Here is a 21419-nt window from a genome sequence, read left to right on the forward strand (position 1 = left end):
TATCTATATATCGGCTTATTGAGGACCGGTATCACCGTACTTATCAGTCGATTTTTCGGGACCCAATATTACAGTCTCCTCATCATTGAGGGACTCTTCAAGAGATTTTAACATCTTACTGAGTCCAATCTTCTCACCGAACGAAGGATCCCCTGTATTTGGCGGTGTACCCGATTTCATCGGCATCATGCCGGGCATAGCGATCAGAATCTCGAGTGACGTATCGAACGTGATCGGTTCGACTTCACCGATTTTCTGTGGAGTATCGCCGCCGAGGTCGACTTCGACGTCCATCCGATCGCGGACGTACGTCGTTCCCTCACCGTCGACCGGATCGCCCGCTGTTGCACTCACTTCGAAGCGAGAGTACTCGCCCTGGAGATCGACGTTGTAGCTGTTGACTTGCAGGACGTACAGCATCGGCGGCCACGGTACCAGCGGGAGCCCCGGTGTCGGTAGCCGCTGTCCGTATTTGGCTCCGAGCGCCGCGTGCTCGCCGTCGACATCGTTGTCCATGATCGTGGTGTTCGGCGGTCGAACCGACGGTACCTCGTCGTCGTTGACCGTCTCGAGATCCATGTACGTCGGCGAACCGGAGACGTCGAACTCCATGTCGCCCATGAGCTCCGATCCCTCGAGTTCGCCGCTTCCCGTCTCGACGTCGCCGGCGAAAACCGCCTGCACGATATCGAGGGAGTCGTCGAGCGCGCCGTCGCTCGTGGACATCGCGTCATCGACCTCGCTGACCGTTTCCTCGTGGAAATCGGCCATCTCATCGAGTCGACCGGTGAGCGTCTCGAAGTAGGCGTTTCGCACTTCCATTCGAACGAGGTCCGGAACGTTGTCGTACGATTCCGTCTCTACGAGTTCGGCTTCGACGTCTCGGATCTCGTCGTTTAGCTCTCTGAAGGGCGATGGACTGCGCAGAAACTCCACTCGCGGTTGCTCGATCGCGTTCGTCTCTTTCTTGACGTACGCGTTGACCAGATAGAGGTCGTCCTCGAGCCATTCTTTGAGTTCGGCTCTGTCGAGATTTGAACTGGCCTCGAGATCCTCAAAGCCGTAACTCGCAGAGTCCGCTCCGAGAACTTCGGAGCGAATATCCAGCGCGACGGATATCGCCCCGTTGGTACTCTCGTTCGTCGGCGGAATACTCGAGATGCGGATCGAATCGCTGAGATCCGCTTCGATCTGGGACTCAAGGTCGCCGTCCGAATCGAGCGCGTTCACCTCGAGCATCGCCTCGAGGGAGTCAGTTACGACGTGCTCGAAGTTGGCCGGATCCGAGAGGCCGGTGATATCGCCTCGGCTCGCGTATCCGGTGCCGGCCTCGAAATCGTCCTCGATCTCGCTTCGATCGATATCGAAATCGTCGACGAGATCAGCGTCGATGTCGACCTCGATCGTGACCGGGAGTGTTTCGGGCGATCGATCGATGGTTTTCGTGTCGGTTCCGTTCCCCGTCGTGTTCTCGAAAACCGATCGCTCCTGAACTTCGACGTCGGCATCGATCGTGAGACTGTGGAGATCACGATTGGTGTACGCTCCCTCAGTAGCCCGCCAGTCCTGCGACAACGACACGTCGATGTCGGTGACTCCGGTCGAATCGAACTTCGAACGGCTGTACTCGTAGTCGGAAAACGAATTGCTCCTGTTTGCGGAAAGTGACCCGTACGAGACATCGACCGATCGATCGACATCCACGTCGTAGATATCGTCGATGAAGTCGCCGTTCTCGAGTTGCGATTTGAATCCCTCGGTGTAACCGATTGGTTCGTCAATGTCCTCGGGATTCATCGCGCTAGGGAGATCGCCCAGTACCGTCGAGAGATCTCCGATGCCGATCATCTCGTAGTAGGCGATGTCTGCCATATCGTTCGGTTCGACCGTTTCGTTCTGCGTCAGCGGATTCATCTCGCCGAACATGCCGTCGACGAGTTCGGCCGTCGAGGGTGCGTCCGGGAGATCGCCGTCTTTGTCGCCGAAGAGATACTCGCGGAAGTCCTCGCAGGCCGCGTCCTTGAGGCTCGGATCGTCCTCGAAGTAACTGTGCAGTCCCGCACTACCCTCGAGATCGTCGAGCGAGGCGTCGCCTTCCGACGTGAGGATCGCAGTATACGAGCGGTCGATCTCGATCGTCCTCGAGGCGTCCTCGTAGCCGTCCGCGAATATTTCGACGGTGAGTTCCGTCCGGTCGTCGATTGCGAGCGACTCGAGGTCGATCGTTCCATCGGCGCCCGTTGTCGCGTACGCGAGTCCGTCGTCCGCCCAGACGTTGACGTCGGCCCCGTCGATAGGCTCTCCGGACGGATCGTAGACGTTGATCGTTCGATCGGTAGATGGCTGGAGTTCGACGCGTTCTCGAGAATTCCGTTCGGAAAACCGGATGCGCTGCTCGAATCGTTCGTAATCATCTCCAATCACGACGACTGAGTGCGTCCCGTTCTCCGCGAGCTCGAACGAAACCTCGTTACCGGGGACCGTCGTACCTCGCTTTTCTCCGTCGACGAAAACGGTCGCGTTGTAAACGCCGTTTCCGAACCCGTCCGTGACGGACACCGTCGCCTGATAGCCGTCGTCGCTGTTCTCGTCATCGTCTTCCCCGGCCATCGTCTCCAGCATGTCCGCGGTGAAACACGCCCATGCAGGACGCATTACCCTGTCAGCGTACGGATCAACAGCGTCCTCGCCGAAGACCTCGTCTTGGACGCCGAAAATAGCGTCGTTCGCCATCACTTCCGTGTGATTGTTCTCGAGAATTTCGTCGAAGGTCCATGCTTGCTGGCCAGCACCTGTCCCTTCGTCCATCCGATTGATGAACGACTTGAAATACGCCATCGGATAGAGCCGCATGGCCGTCTTCTGGGCCATGTTTTCGAACTCGGTGGCCTCGCCCTCGAGAAAGTCCTCATTCAACATCGTCTCGAATTCCTGGGTCTTCTCCTGTAACTCGAGGATCGGCGTCCCGACAGTAACGGTGAGATCGTCTACCGTCCGCTCGCTGATGACCCGATCGTCTTCCTCGAGCGTGATCGTCACCCGATCGAGCGTCACCTCGAGCAGCCCGTCGCCGCCCGCTCGTTCCGCGACATCGATTCGGTCATCGGCGGTCCTGATCGCGCGGTCGGGGTCATCGGGAACGTCCCCACCGATGGAAACCGTCGTCGCGACGTCGCCGGTCGTCTGGCCGGCGGCCGACAGCGACTCCTGTGCCTCGAGGTAGATCAACAACTCGAGATACGTCTCGAACGTCTCGGTCTGGTTGCCCCCGAGCGCGTCGAGTTCGGACGTCGTTACCGGTTGGGCCGCGGCCCGGTGGGTCGCATCGAGGACGGCACCGCGGAGTTCGCTCTGGACGGCCGTTTCCGTCCGGTCCATCGCGAGCGTCTCGTCGATCTCCGTCTCGGGTCCGCCGCGCATCTGGAGGACGCCGACGACCGTGACGCTGGTCACCAGCAGCAACACTCCGATTATCGCGAACGGGACGCGAGCGCGATCGTCGATCGATACCGTTGCCGTTCGTGAACGTTTTCCTGTCATTATTCCCATGTATACGTCGTGATGTCGACGTCGCTGGGGGCGATGGTTTCCTCGAAGAACGCTTCCAGTTCGGCCTCGTCGTCGCCGATCGCGTCGAGTTCCTCCCCGATCGCCCCCGACTCGAGGTCGTCGGCGATCAGTTCAGTGAGGCCCGCGATCAGCACCTCGTTGGCGTCGTCAGCCCGGGCGTCCGACCGCCGCAGCGGACCGGCGTCTCGCTCGAGGTCGTGATCCGGATCGAGTCGATCGGCGAGTTCGAGGTAGTGAGTCGTCGTGACGGCACGATCGAGACCGCGCCGCTCGAGTGTCAGTTGCGTTCGCTCGGGCGGGAAGTAGCCGCGGACGATCGAGCGAGCGATCGGTTCGGCGAGCGCGTCGATCTCTTCCTCGTCGGCGTACGCCGCCGCCAATGCTGAACTGTTGAGAGCAGGGGGTTCGCTCGAGGCGGTCGTCGTCGCGGCGGTCGTATCTGCAGTCGGCGGCGGCCGCTGGCCGGCGGTCACTTCGCCGCTGATCGAGGCGTCCTCGTAGGGGCGCCAGCTGGCGACGACGTGGACGTTGCGGTTCGAACCGGTGAACCGGCCGTCGACGCTGGCGGCGACGCTCTCGACGAACGAGTCGGCGTACCGGATCAATCGGTCGTCACCGATCGTCGCGTTCGCGACTGCCGCCTCCGCGAGCAGGTCGGTCGCGGAGCCGTACGTCGTCCGTTCGTAGCCGTCGACGGTCTCCGGTTCCTCGTAGCGGTCGCTCTCCGTGATCGCCTCGAGATCGTAGCTGACGGCGACCGTCGACCCGCTGAGCGTTTCGGCGGTTCGGTCCGCCCGCGTTTCCTCGAGCGAGCCCTCGGTACCGGTAAGATAGAGGCCGAGCAGCAGGACGCTCGCGCTGACCAGCAACAGCGCGAACGCGACGTCGAGGACGGTGCTGACGGCGCGCTCCGATCTCACGGCGACCACACCTCCACGCGAAGGGTACCGCCGCGGACGTCACCGGGGGCGACTTCGACGGGGACGGGCCGTTCCGCCACGCCGGTCTCGATTCCGGACCCGTCGGCGGGCGGACCCTCGGGGTCGTCGACCGGCGTTCCGTCCGCCCCGAACTGTTCCGTCGCGACGACCGCCCGATCGCCGTCGTCGGTCACCGCAGTGACTTCGACGTGGACGTTTCGTCCCTGCGGGAGCGAATCCGGTTCGACGTCGTCCAGCCCGGTCGGTCGGTGGGCTGCAAAGGTGCCGCCGTGAGAGGCGTCGGCCCAGATTCGGTCGATCGCGGACGCCTCGGGCGAACGGTCGGTGCGGTCCCTGAGGACGTCGGCGAGGAAGCCGCTGTAGAGGCCGAGCGCGAGCACCATCACGACGATCGCAACGAGCGCCGCTACCGGCTCCGTCTGCCCTCTAAACGACCACGAGCGTGACATGGTAGTTCTCCGTCTCGTCGTTTCGTTCGATCCAGTCCAGTTCGGCCGCGCGCTCGTCGGTGGCGGTAGCGGTCGGACAGACGGAATCAACGGTCGTCGCGCTCTCGAGGGTCGTTTCACACGTTTCCGAATCGAACTCCGCAGTGACGGTGAGCGGATAGACGCCGATCCAGAACTCTTCGTCGGGACGTTCGGTATCAGTACCCGGCGAACGGGTCCCGTCGATCCGCACCCCGTCGACGAGGTGCGAATCGAGATCGGTTCGGACGGTATCGGAGTCCGCGTGGGTCGTCGTCCACGTCGCCTCGTAGCCGACGGCCGCGTACTCGTGTGGCGCGACGATATGGGGCTCGATGGGAGCAGTACCGGTCACGGTATACGTGATCGTCGGCGTTTCGTTGCCCCGGTACGTGGCGGCCACTTCCTTCGGGAGGGAACGACGGCCGTCGAGTATCGAGTCTTCGTGTTCGGTCCCCCGAACTCGTAACTCCGGCATCTCGTCGGGTTCGACGGCGACCTGTCGAACGGTTAGCTCGTCCGAGGCGGTCAGCCACTCGCCGGCGTTGTTCTCGTCGGCGTCGGCGACGCGGTCCATGAACGCGGTCGCCGCGTTCGCGTCTGCGTCCTCGAGTTCCGATTCGAACACCGTCGTGAACGACTCGCCGTAGACGAGGCGTTCGAGTCGCTCGTCGCCGTTGACGACGACGACCTGCCCGTACGCGAGACTCGAGCGACTGATCCCGTGCTCGTTGCGCAGCGCGACCGTCTTCCCGTCGATTCTGATCGCGTCGGCGTCGTGCTCGAGGGTCGACGCCGCTTCGTAGCTGCTCGCGGTCGTCTCCTCGATCGCGTTCGTCGCGCCCTCGGCGTCGGGCGGCGGTCCCGTCGGCAGGGCGAGGACGACGCCGGCGAGAGCGAGACTGACGATACTGGCGCCCAGCCACACGTACCAGGCGTCGACGGGTGTTTCCCAGTCCATGGCCGCTGCTGGCTCGTGATCGTATTTAAACTCGGAGACGGGTGCGAAAGCGACCTGGTGTCGCGGGCTCGGAGGGCTTCTCGGGCCCGAGTCCATATGGGGGTCAAGCCCGAACCACTACTCGATGGACGCCGGGAACACACTCGCCGACGTCGCCCTCGAGACGCTCCCCATCACCGTCGCGGTCGTCGACGAGAACGGAGAGATTCTGCTGACGAATAAGTCCTGGCGGGCGTTCGGTCCCGACGACCACCGAACGGATCACGTCGGCGTCAACTACATCGCGACGGCGGAAATGGACGCCGACACCGACGAATACGCCAGACGGGCGGTCGAAGGAATCGAGGCGGTTATCGACGGCGAGCGGGAGACGTTCACGATGGAGTACCCCTGTCACTCGCCCGAGCGAAAGCAGTGGTTCCTGATGTGGGCGAAGCGATTCCGCATCGGTGGGGAGGTCCGCGTCTCGGTGGTCCACCTCGATATCACCGAACGCAAACTGGCCGAGATCACCGCCGAGGAGACCGCCGCGGAACTCCGCGAGGAACACCGGACGCTCGAGCACGTCCTCGAGCGCGTCGACGGCCTGCTCCGGGACGTCACCGACGCCGCCGTCGGCGCGACGACCCGCGAAGAGATCGAACGCGCGGTCTGTTCGCGTCTCGCCGACACCGAACCGTACGTGCTCGCCTGGATCGGGCGCGTCGACGTCACGAACCGCCGCCTCTCGCCGCGCGAGTGGGCCAGCGCCGGCGACGTTCCCCTCGAGGACGGCGACCTCGTCCTGGGGTCGGACGAGAGTCACCCCGCCGTTCGGGCGCTCGCAGACGGGGACGCGCAGGTGGTACAGGATCTCGACTCGTTCGACGACGCGGAGCGATGGTGGCCCGAGGGTGCCGGCGATCGGTTTCGGTCGGTCGCCGCGTTGCCGCTTCGCTACGGCGACGTCGCGTACGGGGTGCTCGCGGTGTTCGCCGACGAGCCGTCGGCCTTCTCGGAGCGCGAACTGCTCGTCCTCGACTCGCTGGCCGGGACGATCTCGACCGCGATGAACGCGATCGAGGCGCGGCGGATGCTCGCGACCGACGACGTCGTCGAACTCGAGCTCGCGATCGGGGATCCCGACCTGTTCGTCGCGGCGCTGGCGACCGAACTCGAGGCGGCGGTCACCTTTCGGGGATTGACCGACGACGAGGACGGGACGCCGATCGCGTTCTTCCACGCCGACCGTGCCGTCGACGGCGCCCCGGACGCGGCGGCGATCGACGGCGTCGCCGACGTCCGAATCCTGTCGACGTACGACGGTGGAACGCTCCTCGAGGCCGCCGTCGACGACGACATCGTGCGGACGATCTCCGAACACGGCGGGACGGTTCGGCGGTTCGAGACCAGAGGCGATACGCCCCAGGCCGATTCCCGGACCGCCGCCGGCGACGGGATCGTCGATCTCACCGTCGATCTCCCGAACGGACAGGCCGCACGCTCGGTCTACGACCGGTTGGACCGGCGGTACGACGCGGTCGAGTTGATCAGCTACCACGAGACTGAGCGCCCCAGACGAACGCCGGGGGACGTGATGGCGCGATTGGAGTCGTCGCTGACCGATCGCCAGCAGACGGCGCTGCGGAAGGCCTACTACGCCGATTACTTCGAGTGGCCCCGCAACGTCTCCGGCGAGGAACTCGCCGAGTCGATGGACATCTCCCGATCGACGTTCCACCAGCACCTCCGGACCGCACAGCGGAAGCTGCTGGACGAACTGTTCACCGGGGACCCCACTAGGTAGGGGCAGCTATTTTATAGGCAACTGTCGTATGTGTTACATCCCACCGCGGGGAGGGTCACGAACAGAGAATGCAGCAGAAACACATCGACGCGGGCAAGACGATCCAGCAGCGAACCGGGAAGACGTTCTACCTGGCGACGAAGTTCCTCCCGGAACGGGTTCGCCACGCGACGCACGTCCTCTACGGGTTCTTCCGGATCGCCGACGAGGTGGTCGACGACGCCGAAGGCGTTCCGCCGGACCGGCAACGCGCCGAACTCGAGTCGCTCCGAGCGCAGGCCCTCGGCGAAACCGAGCCCGAGGGACCCGTCCTCGAGGCGTTCGAGGAGCTCCGGCGGGAGTACGACATCGCCGGCGGCGAAATTAACTCGTTCGTCGACGCGATGCAGTCGGACATCGAGACCGACCGGTACGAGACCTACGACGACCTCGAGTCGTACATGCGCGGCTCGGCGGCCGCCGTCGGTGTGATGATGACGGCGATCATGGATCCCGACGAGCGCGCGGCCGCACTCCCCCACGCCGTCAAACTCGGCGAGGCGTTCCAGATGACCAACTTCCTGCGGGACGTCCGTGAGGACGTCGTCGAGCGCGACCGGATCTACCTGCCACAGGAGACGCTCCGCTCGCACGGCGTTTCGGACGCCCAGATCGAGCGCCTCGAGTACTCCGACTCCTTCGAGGCGGCGATGGCGGCGGAGCTCAAACGAACCGAGGAACTCTACCGTGAGGGCGTCGCCGGCATCCGCTACCTCCCCGAGGACTGCCAGTTGCCCGTCCTGCTAGCGGCCGTCCTCTACGCGGAACACCACACCGTGATTCGAGCCCAGGAGTACGATGTCCTGAGCCGGGAGCCGTCGCTCTCCACGACGCGAAAGCTGCGATGTCTCGCGAAGACGCGCTGGCACTGGCACTGGAACCGCGATCCGGAGGCCGTCTTCCGGCGGGTCTCGGCCATCCCCGATCGCGACCGCGACCGCCACGAGGCCGGACACGGCGGTCACGTCCCGACGCAGTGACGCCGAACTCGGCGGCCGCTTTTCAACTCCCTCGATATAATGGATTTCCCGTTGTTATCTATCGGGGCGTAGGTCGCCGTGTATGTCCACTACCGGTTCACACGACCCCGTCGACATCGACCGAGAGAACGCGCGCCGGGCCGCGGTCGGTCTCGGCATCTGGCTGACGCTCACGATGACCGCGGTGCTCCTGTTGCTCCTGTTCGGAAGTTCTATCACCGGTCTGTTTGTCTGACCTGCGCCGGTGCCGAACGGCTGCGGTCGGTGCTCACTCCGAGACGTCTCTCGCGTGCAGCGCCTCGGTTTCGGCGACGACGAACCGCGCTAACCGTCGTTTGGTGTGAGCGTCGACGAGGTGGTCCTCGAGGGTCCCGCCGCCCTCGAGTTCGGTGTGACAGAGCGGACACTCGACCGGCGCTATGGTCGCCATACGATCAGTAGCGGCCGCGCGAGCAAAAGTCTCGAGCAAGCATGGCTCGCCCCCCGATTCGCGCCGCTTGGCACCGAAGACGACTGCGCCTGCGGCGCGTCGACCTTCCGCCGGCTCCGGTAACCTCACGTCGACGAATGCGCCGCCGAACACCGCGAGCCGCGATCACGAGTCGCGATTCCGTCCGACGCTCGCGGGAAGCGCCGTCAGGAGCAACTCGCGGTCGTAGCGCTCGGTCCGGAACAAGCCGAGACAGAACAGACCAGCGACGCCGGCGGCCAGCCAGTTCCCGTAGAGGACGTTGATCGCCCCCCAGAGCACCACGAAGCTCACCAGATCGTCGAGGACGAACTCGCAGGTTCGGACCCGCTCGAGCAGTGCCGCGCGGTCGAACGCGCGGTCGACGAGGAGGACCGCGACGGTTCCCGAGAGGAGCCAGCCGACGTAGTTCGAGGCGGGAACGCCGTAGTAACTCCCTGGCGGGACGTACGCCCAGAAGCCGATGGCGACGGCGGCCGGATCGAGGACGAGGTCGACGGCGACGACGACGGCGATCGCGGTCGGGATCCTGACCAGCGGCCGCGCGCTCCAGCCCTCGAGGATCAGCAGCGTCAGCAGGAAGGCGTTCAGGACCAACGGGAGGAAAAACAGCGGGAGCGCGAGCGGGATCTCGCCGAACAGCATCGGTCCCAGTTGGATTCCGTACTCGAAGGCACCGTAGGGCCAGCCGGTTCGCACGCCGACCAGTTCGATCGCGTACGTGTACGCCGTCACGAGCCCCAGATAGGCCAGCGCTCGGCGGTCGACCCGCGGAAGCAGGCCGACGACCAGCGGCGAGCGCATCACCAACGTCCCGAACAGGATCAACAGCGGATTGTACGCGAGCGGCCTCGGCAGTAGCCCTTCCGCGCTCGCGACCAGCGTCACTGCGCCGACGACCGGAAACACGACCGCGATCGTGAATCGATTCTCCCGAATCAGCGCCTCGAGGCGGCGCTCGAGAGCTACCCGGCGTTCGTCAGCCCCGGGGTCGGAGCCGGCGACGGCGTCCGAATCGATATCGGCGTCCGTCGGGGCGCCCGGATCAGCCATAGAGCACCCTCCAGAGGCCGCCCATCGTCAGCACCGCGCCGACGACCGTGTTGATCGCCGGGAACCACCAGTACGCGCGGTCGACCGCGACGCTCGAGGTCGCGATCGCGGCGACGAGGCCGGGGTAGACGAGCATGAGCGCACCGAGACGGAGATCGAGCGCGGCGAACGCGGCGGCGCTCGCGAGCCAGCAGGCGCCGCAGTAGGCGTAGGTCCGGCGCTCGCCGAGCACCGTCGCGGTCGTCCGGATGCCGGTCTCCCGGTCTGGTTCGATGTCGGGAACCGCGGAGAACGTGTGCATCCCCATCGCCCACAGCCAGCCGCCGAGGACGGCGAGGATCGGGGGCTGGCTCCCCGCGACGGCGGCGTAGGCCGCCACGCCGGGGGCGATGTAGAGCCCGTTCGAGACCGAATCGAGCACGGGTGTGGTCTTGAACCGGACCGGCGGCGCGCTGTAGGCCGCCCCGAGGACGAGGAAGACAGCGAGCCACGGCCACGCCGCGGACGGGACGAGAGGGAGGATCGCCAGCCCCAGGAGCGCGCAGACGGCCACGACGACGGGAACGATCCGCTGGCCGCGGTACCGGGCCTCCCGCTCCGATTTCTTCGGATTCGCGGCGTCGATCTCGCGATCGTAGATGTCGTTGATCCCGTAGAGGAAGACGTTCGCCGGAAGCAGGAAGTAGGCGAACAGGACGATCGCCGCGGGAGCCAACGCATCGCCGACGCTATCGGCGGCGTAGGCGACGCCGACGAGCACCGGGCCGGCGAGATAGAGCCAGAACCGGGGCCGAGAGAGGGTCAGCAGGTACCGGAGCCGGTCGCCGTGTCGGCCCTCGCCCGCAGCCGTCGAGTTCGCGGTCATGGCAGTGAAGCGATCATCGGCCGGTCGGTCGGCCGTAGTCCTCGAGGACCGTCTGGGCGGTCAGCTCGCCGCTGATGAGACACATCGGAACGCCGATCCCGGGCGTCGTGTCGCCGCCGACGAAGTAGAGCCCGTCGACCCCCTTGGAGCGGTGGGGCGGGCGGAACAGCGCGGTCTGCCGGAGCGTGTGGGCCAGTCCGAGGGCCGTCCCGTCGTAGCTGTTGTACCGGTCGGCGAAGTCCTCGACGCAGAAGCGCTCCTCGAGGACGATCCGGTCGCGCAGATCGGTCCCGGTGTTGACCGCGATGTCCCCGAGGATCCTGTCGCGGTACTCCTCGCGGACTTCGGGGGTGTCCTCGAGGCCGGGCGCGATGGGAACGAGGACGAACAGCGCGCTGTGGCCGTCAGGAGCGACGTCGTCGTCGGTCTTCGAGGGCACGCAGAGGTAGTAAGCGGGATCCTCGGGCCACTCGGGGTCTTCGAAGATCCGATCGAAGTGGTCCTGCCAGTCCGTGGGGAGGACCAGCGTGTGGTGGGCGAGTTCGTCGACCGACCCCTCGACGCCGAGGTACAGCAGGAACGCAGAGGGCGCGTAGGTTCGCTTCTCCCAGTAGTCGGCATCGTAGCCGCGCTGTTCGGGCTGTAAGAGCTCCTGTTCGGTGTGAGCGTAGTCGGCGTTGCTGACGACCAGATCCGATCGGATCGGGCCGTCGGGCGTCTCGACGAGAAAGGCGCCCTCGCGGCCCTTGATCGCCGTCGCTGGCCGATCGGTGTCGTACTCGACGCCCAGTTCCCGACCCAGTTGCGCGATACTGTCGACGACGGCGGCGATCCCCCCGTCGGGATACCAGACGCCGAGGTTGAAATCGACGTGGCTCATCAGATTGTACAGCGCCGGCGTGTTCGTCGGCGAGCCGCCGAGGAACACCAGCGTGTACTGCATGATCTGCTGGAGCTTCGGGTGGTCGAAGTAGTCCTCGACGTGGCCCTGCATCGATCCCAGCAGCGAGAGGCCCCGTGCCTGTCGAGCCACGTCGGGATCGACGTAATCGCGCAGGCGGGTGCGATCCTCGTAGACGAAGTGTTCCATCCCGACCTCGTAGTTCTCCTTCGATTTCTCGAGGTAGCGCTCCAAGGCCTCGCCGGCGCCCGCCTCGTACTCGTCGAAGACGGCCTTCGTTCGCTCGAGGTCGGGCGTCACGTCGACCTGATCCCCGTCTTTGAAGAACAGCCGGTAGTGCGGATCGAGGTGCGTCAGTTCGTAGTAGTCCGACGGCGTCCGATCGAAGTCGCCGAAGAAGCGCTCGAAAACGTCCGGCATTAGGTACCACGAGGGACCCATGTCGAACCGGAAGCCGTCTTTCTCGAGGCGGCTCGCTCGACCGCCGACCTGCTCGTTCTTTTCGATAACCCGCACGTCGGCGCCCGCGTCGGCGAGGTAACAGGCCGTCGCGAGGCCGCCGATTCCGGCGCCGATCACGACGACCGACTCACCGGCCAGCGATTGCATACCCGAACGTGAGTGTCGGCACGGTGAAAAGCGTATGTCATACCCATGTAGGGTCGACCCCGCCACGTGCGGCGAGGGTCCGACGGTCAGCGCCCGTTCGCGACCGTCCGCGCTCCGGTTCTGGTTTGGTACGTGCTGACTCGGGGCGTCCTCAAAGCCAAACGCTTAGTTCGTTCCGTGATTCGAACCCGACTATGAGCGATCACGAGCAGCCCGGTAGCGTGGAGGAAGACCGCGCTGACCGGGACCAAGAGGAGGCGCCGCCGCCCGATCACGACGCGGAGGCGGAGCGAGTCCGCGAGGCCGTCGACCGCTCCCGAAGCGGAGCGCCGGCGGCCGGATCGGTCGTCCGCGACCGGTTCTCTTCGGACGAGGTCTTTCAGCGGATCGTCGCGGCGGCCGACGAGGAGGTCACCTCTGGCAGCCGCGAACTGTTCTTCAGCGGCATCGCCGCCGGCTTCGCGATCACGATCACGGTCCTGCTGTACGCCTCGCTGTACGGGGCGACCGACGGCCATCCGATCCTGAGCGCGCTGCTGTACCCGCTCGGGTTTATCTACATCATCATCGGTGGCTACCAACTGTACACCGAAAATACGCTGCCGCCGGTGGCGCTCACCCTCGAGCGTCTCGCGAGCATCCCCGCGCTCTTGCGCCACTGGACGATCGTCCTCGCCGGCAACTTCACCGGCGGCGCGATCGGCGCCGCAGTGCTCGCGTGGGGCGGCGTCTTCTCCGACGAGGCGTTCGAGGCGGCGCTGTATCTCGGCACCCACGGTCCGGAGACCGCGTGGTTAGACCTGTTCTTCAAGGCGGCCTTCGCCGGTCTGATCGTCGCCGGCGTCGTCTGGGTGGAGTACGCCGCCCGCGAGACGGTCGCCAGAATCCTGATCGTCTACATGGCGTTCCTCGCGATCCCGATCGGGAACCTCTTCCACGTCGTCACCTCCTTTACTGAGATGGCCTTTGCCGTCTTCCTCGGCGAACTCTCCCTCTACGTGGGCGTCGTCCACTTCGTCCTCCCGGTGGCGCTCGGCAACACCATTGGCGGCATCCTGTTGGTGACCGTCGTCAACTGGTTCCAGACCAGCGAACGACGCCTCGAGTCGGCTCGGTTCGAGGGGATCGAACGGCGCCTCTCGATCCAAGAGTGGACCCTCGGTAGCGTCGTCGGGCGCTCGTACGTCCCCATAATCGACACGGCCGATACGACCGCTCCCGCCGACGACGACACCTACCGGGTGGTCGTCCCCATCGCGAACCCGCGCACCGAATCCCGGCTCGTCGAACTCGCCGCGACGCTCGCGAGCACCCGCGAGTCGGCGATCGTCCACGTCGTCCACGTCGTCCAGACGCCCGACCAGCCGTCGGCGGTCGGCACCGACAGACAGCGCGCCCGAATCGTCAACGAATCCGAGAGCTTACTCGAGGACGTCACCGGGTCGATCGACTACGGCAACGTCGACAGCGAGACGTCGACGGTCGTCACCCACCGCTCGTTCGAGGAGATCTTCGACACCGCCGTCCGCGAGCACGCCGACCTCGTAGTGATGGGCTGGGGCGGCAACAACCTGTGGGACGCCGCGCGCGCCGAACGGCCCATCAGCGAACTCACCAGCCAGCTCCCCTGTGACTTCCTCGTGGTCAGGGACCGCGGGCTGGACACCTCGCGGATCCTGCTGCCGACGGCCGGCGGTCCGGACTCGGATCTGAGCGCCGAGGTCGCGAAGACGCTCAGTGACACCACCGGTGCCGAGGTCTCGCTGCTGCACATCGTCGACGGTCCCGACGACCGCCGCGCCGGCGAGGAGTTCTTAGAGGAGTGGGCCATCGACCACGACCTCCACGACGCCGAGATCCTCGTCGACGACTCCGGAAACGTCGAGGAGGCCATCTGTCGCGCGGCGGACGATCACACGACGATCATGCTCGGCGCGACCGAGCGCGGCCTGCTCTCGCGGCTCGTGACCAGCTCGCTGCACTTAGACGTCGTCAACGAGGTCGACTGCTCGGTGATGCTCGCGGAGCGACCGAGCGGACGGAGTTTCTTCAGGCGGCTGTTCGGTCGGTAGCCGACTCCCCTGCTTTTCTATCGACCGAGACCGATCGCGTCGCCGACCGTCTCGAGTCGAGACGATTCGCACCGTCCCGAATCGCTCGAGCGGGAACTCGCGAGTCCGACACGCTTATTCACGAACGGCGACGAAAGACGTACAGTGAGTACCGAGACGCCCGAACCGACCGAAACCGAAGCGTTCGAGCGGGTCTGCGAGACGCTCGTCGAGCGGATCGTCAACGGCGAGATCGAGCGCGACGAGGTCGAGAAAGCCAAACTCGAGGCCTGTTCGGAACACTCGGCGCCGAAGGTGCCGAAGAACTCCGAACTGCTCGATTACGCGCCCCAGGAGTACCGCGAGGATCTCGAGGCGGTCCTCCAGCGTAAGCCCGTCCGTACCGCCTCGGGCGTCTCGCCGGTCGCGATCATGACCTCGCCCGAGCGGTGTCCCCACGGGAAGTGTCTCTACTGCCCCGGCGGTCCCGACTCGGAGTTCTCCTCCTCCCAGAGTTACACGGGCGAGGAGCCCGCGGCCGCCCGCGGGGTCCAGAACGATTACGACCCCTACGGGCAGGTGACGCTCCGACTCGAGCAGCTACGCGAGATCGGCCACCCCATCGACAAGGTCGAACTGATCCTGATGGGCGGCACGATGACCGCCCGGAGCCACGACTACCAAGAGTGGTTCGTCAAGCGGGCCCTCGAGGCGATGAACGACTACGATGTCGAGAAGGAGCCCGAACCGGCCGAGGGCGAGAGCTTCGCGCAGGACCCCGAGGAGTACGACTGGAAGTACGTCGAGGACGTCATCACGGAAAACGAGACCGCGGACGTCCGCAACATCGGCACCACGTTTGAGACCAAACCCGACTGGTGCGATCCCGAACAGATCGATCGCATGCTCGATCTCGGCGGGACCAAAGTCGAGGTCGGCGTCCAGACGACCTACGAGCGCATAAATCGGGAAATGCACCGCGGCCACGGCGTCCAGGAGTCGATGGAGGCCAACCAGCGGCTGCGGGATTCGGCGTTCAAGGTCGGCTTCCACATGATGCCCGGCCAGCCCGGAATGTCCAAGGAGATGTGTCTCGAGGACTTCCGCCGGATCTTCGAGGCGGAGGCCTGGAAGCCCGACTACCTGAAGATCTACCCGACGCTGATCGTCCGCGGGACGGCGACCTACGACTGGTGGCACAACGGCGAGTTCGATCCGCTCGACAACGACGAGGCCGCCGAACTGGTCGCCGAGATCAAAGACATGATACCCCGCTACACGCGCCTGCAGCGCGTCCAGCGGGACATCCCGGCGGACTACATCGACGCCGGCGTCTGGAAGTCGAACCTCCGACAGCTCGCCCGCAAGCGGATGGACGACCACGACTGGACCTGTGAGTGTATCCGCTGTCGCGAGGCCGGGATGAATGACGAGACGCCCGAGAACGTCGAACTCGACGTGATGACCTACGACGCCTGCGGCGGGACGGAACACTTCATCTCCTTCGAGGACTTCGAGCAGGACCTGCTGGTCGGCTTCTGCCGCCTGCGGTTCCCGAACGATCCCGTCCGACCGGAACTCGAGAACGCCGCGCTCGTCCGCGAACTCCACGTCTACGGCAGCGAAGTCACAGTCGGCGACGAGGGAGCAACGGACCAGCATCAACACCGCGGCTACGGCCGCCGACTCATGGCCCGCGCCGAGGAACTCGCCGCCGACGCCGGCTACGACAAGGTCAGCGTCATCTCGGGCATCGGCGCCCGCGAGTACTACCGGGAGAAACTCGGCTATCATCAGGACGGGCCGTACGTCAGTAAACGGCTCTGAGGCGTCCGACGAGCGGTTCGCTTGCGGTTTTCTTCCTGTCGATATACGATGCGCGTGTCGAGTCCCCCTCGGCCCCGTCTCTCGCGCCCATATAAAATAACCCATAGTATACAGAAAATTTATGAGTATTCGGAACGGAGTATTCGACGCCGACAATCGTCGGCACCGTTGTCAACACTCCCCAGACCGACAGCGGCACACCGAGTTGCCTCTCACCCAGCACGCCGGGGATGCTCCCCGAACCGCTCGTCCCCCACCGAGCGATCCACCCCCGGCGTGTATCCTCTCACTGTGCCTTCGATACCCCCTCGAGTCGATTCTCTAGTCAGTTCTCTGAGCCAGACGCGACGTCGAGCTTCGCCCACTGAGGACCATCGGGTCGTACCAGCGCCTTATAATATTCGACCGACCGTCAGCGTCGATTCGAGATGGCTTTCAGCGACCAGTTACTCGAGGCGGGATCGGACGTCTGGGCGGCACAGAAAGAGCACCCGTTCGTGCACGAACTCGCGGCTGGCACGTTGGACGAAGACGCCTTTCAGCACTGGGTGAAACAGGACTACCGGTACCTGCTCGATTACGCGCGGGTGTTCTCGATCGCGGGCACGAAGGCCCGCGACGAGGCGACGATGACCCACCTGCTGGGGGTCGCCCACGAGGTCTTGGATCACGAGATGGACCTCCACCGGGAGTTCGCCGCCGACTACGGTATCTCGCGGGCGGACCTCGAGGCCGTCGAGAAGGCGCCGACCTGTCACGCCTACACGAACTTCCTCGTGCGGACCGCGTACGAAGGATCGATCGCTGAGATCGCTGCAGCGCTGTACCCCTGCATGCAGGGGTATCTCGACGTCGCGGAGCACATGGCCACCCTCGCCGAGGAGGAGCACCGGTACACGCCCTTCATCGAGCTGTACACGGGTGAGGACTTCCGCGAAGCCACCGCCTGGTGTCGAGAATTCGTCGACGACTGCGGCGAGCGGTATCCGGGCGAGCACGACGCGATGCGCGAGGCGTTCCTGACGAGCGCCAAACTCGAGTACCGATTCTGGGAGATGGCCTACACCCGCGAGGGCTGGGAGCTCTGACCGTGGACACGATCGAGACGGGACGACCGTTGCGGTCATACCGACGGTGCCCCAATCGCCGCGCATGAGCGAGCGCGACACCGTCATCGAACGCATCGCGGCGGCGACCCTCCGGGTCGACGTTCCCCTCGAGCGCGGCGGCGAATTGGCCGTCGCCGCACAGGAAGCCCTCGAGTCGCTCGCGATCGTCCGATACGCCGACGTCAGGGAACTCGGCGCGGTCGACGCGGGCGATGACGGGCTGGCGGTGACGATCGACTGTCGGCTGACGCTCCACGGCGACGACGCGACCGCGGCCGAAGCGACCGGACGACAGGCCCTCCGTGAGGCGGACCGAGTGCTCGGCATCGACCGGTTCGAGACGGTCGACGGGCCGTACCGTATCGAACGGTGGTGAACGGCCCTCACTGATCGCGATCGTCGCTCGACTCGACAAAACTGTCGACCAACTCGAGCGCTCGCTGCCGCTCGACTCGCGATTCCGATCGACTCGGTAACAGTGACCAACTGCCGATTCCAGCCGCGTCGCCCCTCGAATCTACCGCCGACAACCAGAATAGGAACCGAAAGGCGACGATTTAAGTACGCCGTCTCGGTAGATTAGCAAAACTAGATGCCGCCAGAGTTGTCGGTAGTGCTGGCTGCTGTCGCCCTCCCCTTCGTCGCCGCTGTGAGCACGCCCGTCCTGTACCGCCTGCTTGGTGAACGGACCGGCTACGCCGGCGTAGCGGTCGCGCTGGCGAGTTTCCTCCTGCTGGCGAGCCAGCGCGGCACCGAGGGCCCCGTCGGCCTCGAGTGGATCCCGTCGCTCGATATCGCCCTGCGCTTCTACCTCGACGGCTGGGGACTGCTGTTCGCGATGTTAGCCTGCGGTATCGGGACGCTCATCTTCCTCTACTCGCCGGCGTACATGCACGGCGAACCCCACCTCGCTCGCTTCTACACCGCGTTACTGGCGTTCATGGGCTCGATCGTCGGCGTCGCGCTGGCGGCCGACCTGATCGCGATCTTCCTCTTCTGGGAGCTCACCAGCCTCTGTTCGTTCGTCCTGATCGGCCACTACACGGCCGACGACTCCTCGCAGTACGCCGCCCGGATGGCGATGTTCATCACCGTCGGCGGCGGCCTCTTCCTGCTCGTCGGCCTGCTCATGCTGTCGATCGTCGCCGGCGACGTCGTCGGCCCCGACGCCGCCTTCAATCTGGCCGCGATGCTCGAGACCCCCGAGGCGATGGCCGACGGCCTCCGCGAGCGGGGGCTGTTCCTGCCGGTGCTCGGCCTGCTCGCGATCGGCGCGGGGACCAAGTCGGCCCAGGTTCCGCTGCACTTCTGGCTGCCCAACGCGATGGCGGCGCCGACGCCCGTCTCGGCCTTTCTCCACTCCGCGACGATGGTGAAGGTCGGCGTCTACTTCATCGGGCGGATGCGGCCCATCCTCGTCGGCGAGGAGTGGCTGTTCCTGTTCGCGACGCTCGGCCTGACGACGATGACCGTCTGTGCGATCATGGCCGTCGCGGCGACGGATATCAAGGAACTGCTGGCCTATTCGACGGCCAGCCACCTCGGGTTGATGGTCGCCGGCTTCGGCTTCACGTCGATCTACGGCGCCGAGACCGGCGTCTTCCACCTGCTCAACCACGCCCTGTTCAAGGCGGCGCTCTTCCTCGTGGCCGGGATCGTCGCCCACGAAGCCGGCACCCGCAATATCGACGACCTCAGCGGCCTCCGTCACGACCTCCCGGTCACGGCGCTTATCACGGTGATCGTCGCGCTCAGTATGGCCGGCATTCCGCCGTTCAACGGCTTCTATTCGAAGGAACTGCTGTTCGAGGCGGCCGTCGAGGCGAGTCACTACCACGACATCGGCGTGCTCGGCTGGCTCTACCCCGCGGTCGCCGTCTTCGGGAGTATCTTCACCGTCCTCTACTCGCTGCGCTTTCTCTCGCTGTTCTTCGGCGACCGGCCCGACGCCCTCGGGCACGTCCACCGCCCGTCGACCACGCTGGTCGTCGCGCCGGGCGTGCTGGCGATTCTGGCGGCCGCCGTCAGCATCCGGCCGCAACTCGCCGTCGACGCGATCGTCCAGTCGGGCGTCGATGCAACCGCCCTCGAGCACCACGAGATGCACGCCGGGCTTCCGACCAGCTATTCCACCCCGGTCGGAATGAGCGCGATCACCATTGTGCTCGGACTGGCCGCCTACCCGTTCTACGGACGGATCCACGACGGGCTCAACGCGGCGCTGGCCGCGGCCCCACCGATCGCCGCGAACTGGTGGTACGACGCGATCGTCGGCGGCCTCACCGGCAGCGGCGCCCGGATCGGCGACCGCATCCACAACGGGCTGCTCCGGACGTACGCGACGTGGACGTTGCTGGGCACCTGCGGGCTGGCGCTCGCGGGGTTCGTCGCGGCCGGCACCGTCGCCTCGTCGGAGCTCATCGATTTCGACGCCGCGCCCGCGGTCGCGCTCGTCCTGCTCGTCGCGGTCGTCGCGGGGCTCGCGGTCGCGCTCTCCGACTCCCACATCGCCGGCGTCCTCACGCTGTCTATTCTCGGCTTCATGGTCGCTATCTTCTACATCCTCGCGAGCGCGCCCGACCTCGCGTTGACTCAGCTGGTCGTCGAGACGCTCGTACTACTGATCTTCCTGCTGGTCATCGAGGAGATCCCCGAGTACTACGAGGTCAGCCTCGGCAAGTACGCCCGCGACGCCGTCGTCTCGCTGGCCGTCGGCGTGACCGCCTTCATCACGGTTCTCGTCACGACCGACGCCCGCCCCGAGGGATCGACGGATATCGCCCGCGTCTACGCCGAACAGGCCGTCCCGGAGGGTGGCGGGACGAACATCGTCAACGTGACCCTCGTGGACTTCCGCGGGTTCGACACGATGGGCGAACTCGTCGTGGTCGCGATGGCCGCGATCTCGATCCTGACGCTGATCGTGATGCGATCGGGAGGTGACGACGAGTGACGACCGTCGTCATGCGCACGACCGCTCGCGTGGTCGTCCCGATCATCCTCGTCGTCTCGATCTCGCTGTTCGTCGAGGGTCACAACCTCCCCGGCGGCGGCTTCATCGGCGGCGTCCTCACGACGACGGCATTCGCGGTCATCTACCTCGCGTTCGGGCTGGACTTCCTCGAACGCGGGGTGCTCGGTCGCGACGTCGATCCCGGAAAGGAGCCCTCGAGAGACCGCGTCGTCGTGGCCTACCGACGGCTCTTCGAGTACGGGCTGGCGATCGCCGTCCTAAGCGGGCTGGTCCCGCTGCTGTTCGGGCTGCCGTTCCTGACCCAGACGTTCGTCATCTTCGAACACGTCCCGATCTACGGCGAGATCGAGATTGCCAGCGCGCTGGCCTTCGACTTCGGGGTCTACTGCGTGGTCGTCGGCGGTCTCCTGACGATCCTCTCGGTGGTGGGTGCCGAATGACGGCCGTGATCCTCGCCGCCGTGGTCGGCGCGCTGTTCGCCCTGGGCACGTTTCTGCTGCTCCGCCGGGATCTGATCCGGGTCGTCTGGGGACTGGCGATCATCAGCCAGGCGGCCAACGTCTACCTGCTGGCGATGGGCGGCCTCGCGGACGCGAGCGCCGACTCGGTCCCGATCCTCGCGGGCCACGGTGAGCACGTTCCCCAGACGGCCGATCCGCTGGTGCAGGCGCTCGTGCTGACCGCGATCGTCATCGGCTTCGGGATGACCGCCTTCGCGCTCGTGCTGTCGTATCGGGTCTACGAGGAACACGACACGCTGGACGTCTCCGAACTGGGTGATCGCGACCGATGATGACGCAGCTACTGACGACGATGA

At 65.5% G+C, this 21419-nt stretch carries 18 protein-coding genes; 10 read left to right on the forward strand and 8 right to left on the reverse strand.

The window, feature by feature from the left end; translation table 11 throughout:
- Nucleotides 1-15 precede the first annotated feature (15 nt).
- Genes HTUR_RS13300 through HTUR_RS13315 form a run of 4 tightly spaced genes read right to left on the reverse strand, consistent with a single transcriptional unit; the run spans nt 16 to nt 5939 of the window.
- Nucleotides 16-3549 carry a carboxypeptidase-like regulatory domain-containing protein gene (locus tag HTUR_RS13300; RefSeq protein WP_449271829.1) on the reverse strand — a complete coding sequence of 1178 codons (3534 nt, stop codon included), beginning with the start codon at nt 3547-3549 and terminating at the stop codon, nt 16-18.
- On the reverse strand, nt 3540-4490 hold the full coding sequence (locus tag HTUR_RS13305) for a DUF7284 family protein (protein ID WP_012943841.1): 951 nt from the start codon (nt 4488-4490) through the stop codon (nt 3540-3542). Before HTUR_RS13305 ends, HTUR_RS13300 begins: the two co-directional genes overlap by 10 nt.
- Nucleotides 4487-4960 (reverse strand): DUF7285 family protein, encoded by a 474-nt coding sequence (locus HTUR_RS13310; RefSeq protein ID WP_012943842.1) that lies wholly within the window; start codon nt 4958-4960, stop codon nt 4487-4489. The genes HTUR_RS13305 and HTUR_RS13310 overlap by 4 nt, the downstream gene beginning before the upstream one ends.
- Complete coding sequence (locus tag HTUR_RS13315) at nt 4938-5939, reverse strand: DUF7283 family protein (protein WP_012943843.1); 1002 nt, start codon at nt 5937-5939, stop codon at nt 4938-4940. Before HTUR_RS13315 ends, HTUR_RS13310 begins: the two co-directional genes overlap by 23 nt.
- A 124-nt stretch (nt 5940-6063) precedes the next feature.
- On the opposite strand from HTUR_RS13315, the gene HTUR_RS13320 reads away from it, so the two are divergent.
- From HTUR_RS13320 to HTUR_RS27425, 3 genes are all read left to right on the forward strand, one after another.
- Nucleotides 6064-7725: a bacterio-opsin activator domain-containing protein gene (locus HTUR_RS13320; RefSeq protein WP_012943844.1), complete on the forward strand. Its 1662-nt coding sequence runs from the start codon at nt 6064-6066 to the stop codon at nt 7723-7725.
- A gap of 68 nt (nt 7726-7793) precedes the next feature.
- Entirely contained in the window at nt 7794-8744 is a 951-nt protein-coding gene (locus HTUR_RS13325) for a phytoene/squalene synthase family protein (RefSeq protein ID WP_012943845.1), read from the forward strand.
- A gap of 82 nt (nt 8745-8826) precedes the next feature.
- Nucleotides 8827-8979 (forward strand): hypothetical protein, encoded by a 153-nt coding sequence (locus tag HTUR_RS27425; protein WP_012943846.1) that lies wholly within the window; start codon nt 8827-8829, stop codon nt 8977-8979.
- Between the two features lie 33 nt (nt 8980-9012).
- On the opposite strand, the gene HTUR_RS27430 is transcribed toward HTUR_RS27425, so the two are convergent.
- The 4 genes from HTUR_RS27430 to HTUR_RS13340 all read right to left on the reverse strand — a co-directional run bounded on the left by HTUR_RS27430 (nt 9013) and on the right by HTUR_RS13340 (nt 12641).
- Nucleotides 9013-9174 carry a hypothetical protein gene (locus HTUR_RS27430; protein WP_012943847.1) on the reverse strand — a complete coding sequence of 54 codons (162 nt, stop codon included), beginning with the start codon at nt 9172-9174 and terminating at the stop codon, nt 9013-9015.
- Nucleotides 9175-9339: 165 nt separating this feature from the next.
- Nucleotides 9340-10266, reverse strand: a complete 927-nt coding sequence (cruF, locus tag HTUR_RS13330) for a bisanhydrobacterioruberin hydratase (protein ID WP_012943848.1) — start codon at nt 10264-10266, stop codon at nt 9340-9342.
- Nucleotides 10259-11131, reverse strand: coding sequence for a prenyltransferase (locus HTUR_RS13335; protein WP_012943849.1), 873 nt, complete (start codon nt 11129-11131; stop codon nt 10259-10261). Before HTUR_RS13335 ends, cruF begins: the two co-directional genes overlap by 8 nt.
- A 13-nt stretch (nt 11132-11144) precedes the next feature.
- Nucleotides 11145-12641: a phytoene desaturase family protein gene (locus tag HTUR_RS13340; RefSeq protein ID WP_012943850.1), complete on the reverse strand. Its 1497-nt coding sequence runs from the start codon at nt 12639-12641 to the stop codon at nt 11145-11147.
- Between the two features lie 194 nt (nt 12642-12835).
- On the opposite strand from HTUR_RS13340, the gene HTUR_RS13345 reads away from it, so the two are divergent.
- From HTUR_RS13345 to HTUR_RS13375, 7 genes are all read left to right on the forward strand, one after another.
- Nucleotides 12836-14713, forward strand: coding sequence for a formate/nitrite transporter family protein (locus HTUR_RS13345; protein WP_012943851.1), 1878 nt, complete (start codon nt 12836-12838; stop codon nt 14711-14713).
- 144 nt (nt 14714-14857) lie between these two features.
- Nucleotides 14858-16519: a tRNA uridine(34) 5-carboxymethylaminomethyl modification radical SAM/GNAT enzyme Elp3 gene (locus tag HTUR_RS13350; RefSeq protein ID WP_012943852.1), complete on the forward strand. Its 1662-nt coding sequence runs from the start codon at nt 14858-14860 to the stop codon at nt 16517-16519.
- A 428-nt stretch (nt 16520-16947) separates the two neighbouring features.
- Nucleotides 16948-17607 carry a thiaminase II gene (tenA, locus tag HTUR_RS13355; RefSeq protein WP_012943853.1) on the forward strand — a complete coding sequence of 220 codons (660 nt, stop codon included), beginning with the start codon at nt 16948-16950 and terminating at the stop codon, nt 17605-17607.
- Between the two features lie 64 nt (nt 17608-17671).
- Entirely contained in the window at nt 17672-18004 is a 333-nt protein-coding gene (locus tag HTUR_RS13360) for a hypothetical protein (RefSeq protein ID WP_012943854.1), read from the forward strand.
- 216 nt (nt 18005-18220) lie between these two features.
- The gene (gene mbhE / locus HTUR_RS13365; RefSeq protein ID WP_012943855.1) at nt 18221-20581 is read left to right on the forward strand and encodes a hydrogen gas-evolving membrane-bound hydrogenase subunit E; all 2361 of its coding nucleotides are present in this window, start codon (nt 18221-18223) and stop codon (nt 20579-20581) included.
- A complete protein-coding gene (locus HTUR_RS13370) occupies nt 20578-21042 on the forward strand; it encodes an MnhB domain-containing protein (protein WP_049941736.1) in 465 nt (154 codons plus the stop codon). Before mbhE ends, HTUR_RS13370 begins: the two co-directional genes overlap by 4 nt.
- Nucleotides 21039-21395: a sodium:proton antiporter gene (locus HTUR_RS13375; RefSeq protein WP_008894390.1), complete on the forward strand. Its 357-nt coding sequence runs from the start codon at nt 21039-21041 to the stop codon at nt 21393-21395. The genes HTUR_RS13370 and HTUR_RS13375 overlap by 4 nt, the downstream gene beginning before the upstream one ends.
- Nucleotides 21396-21419 lie beyond the last annotated feature (24 nt).

The organism is Haloterrigena turkmenica DSM 5511 (assembly GCF_000025325.1).
Lineage (GTDB): Archaea > Halobacteriota > Halobacteria > Halobacteriales > Natrialbaceae > Haloterrigena > Haloterrigena turkmenica.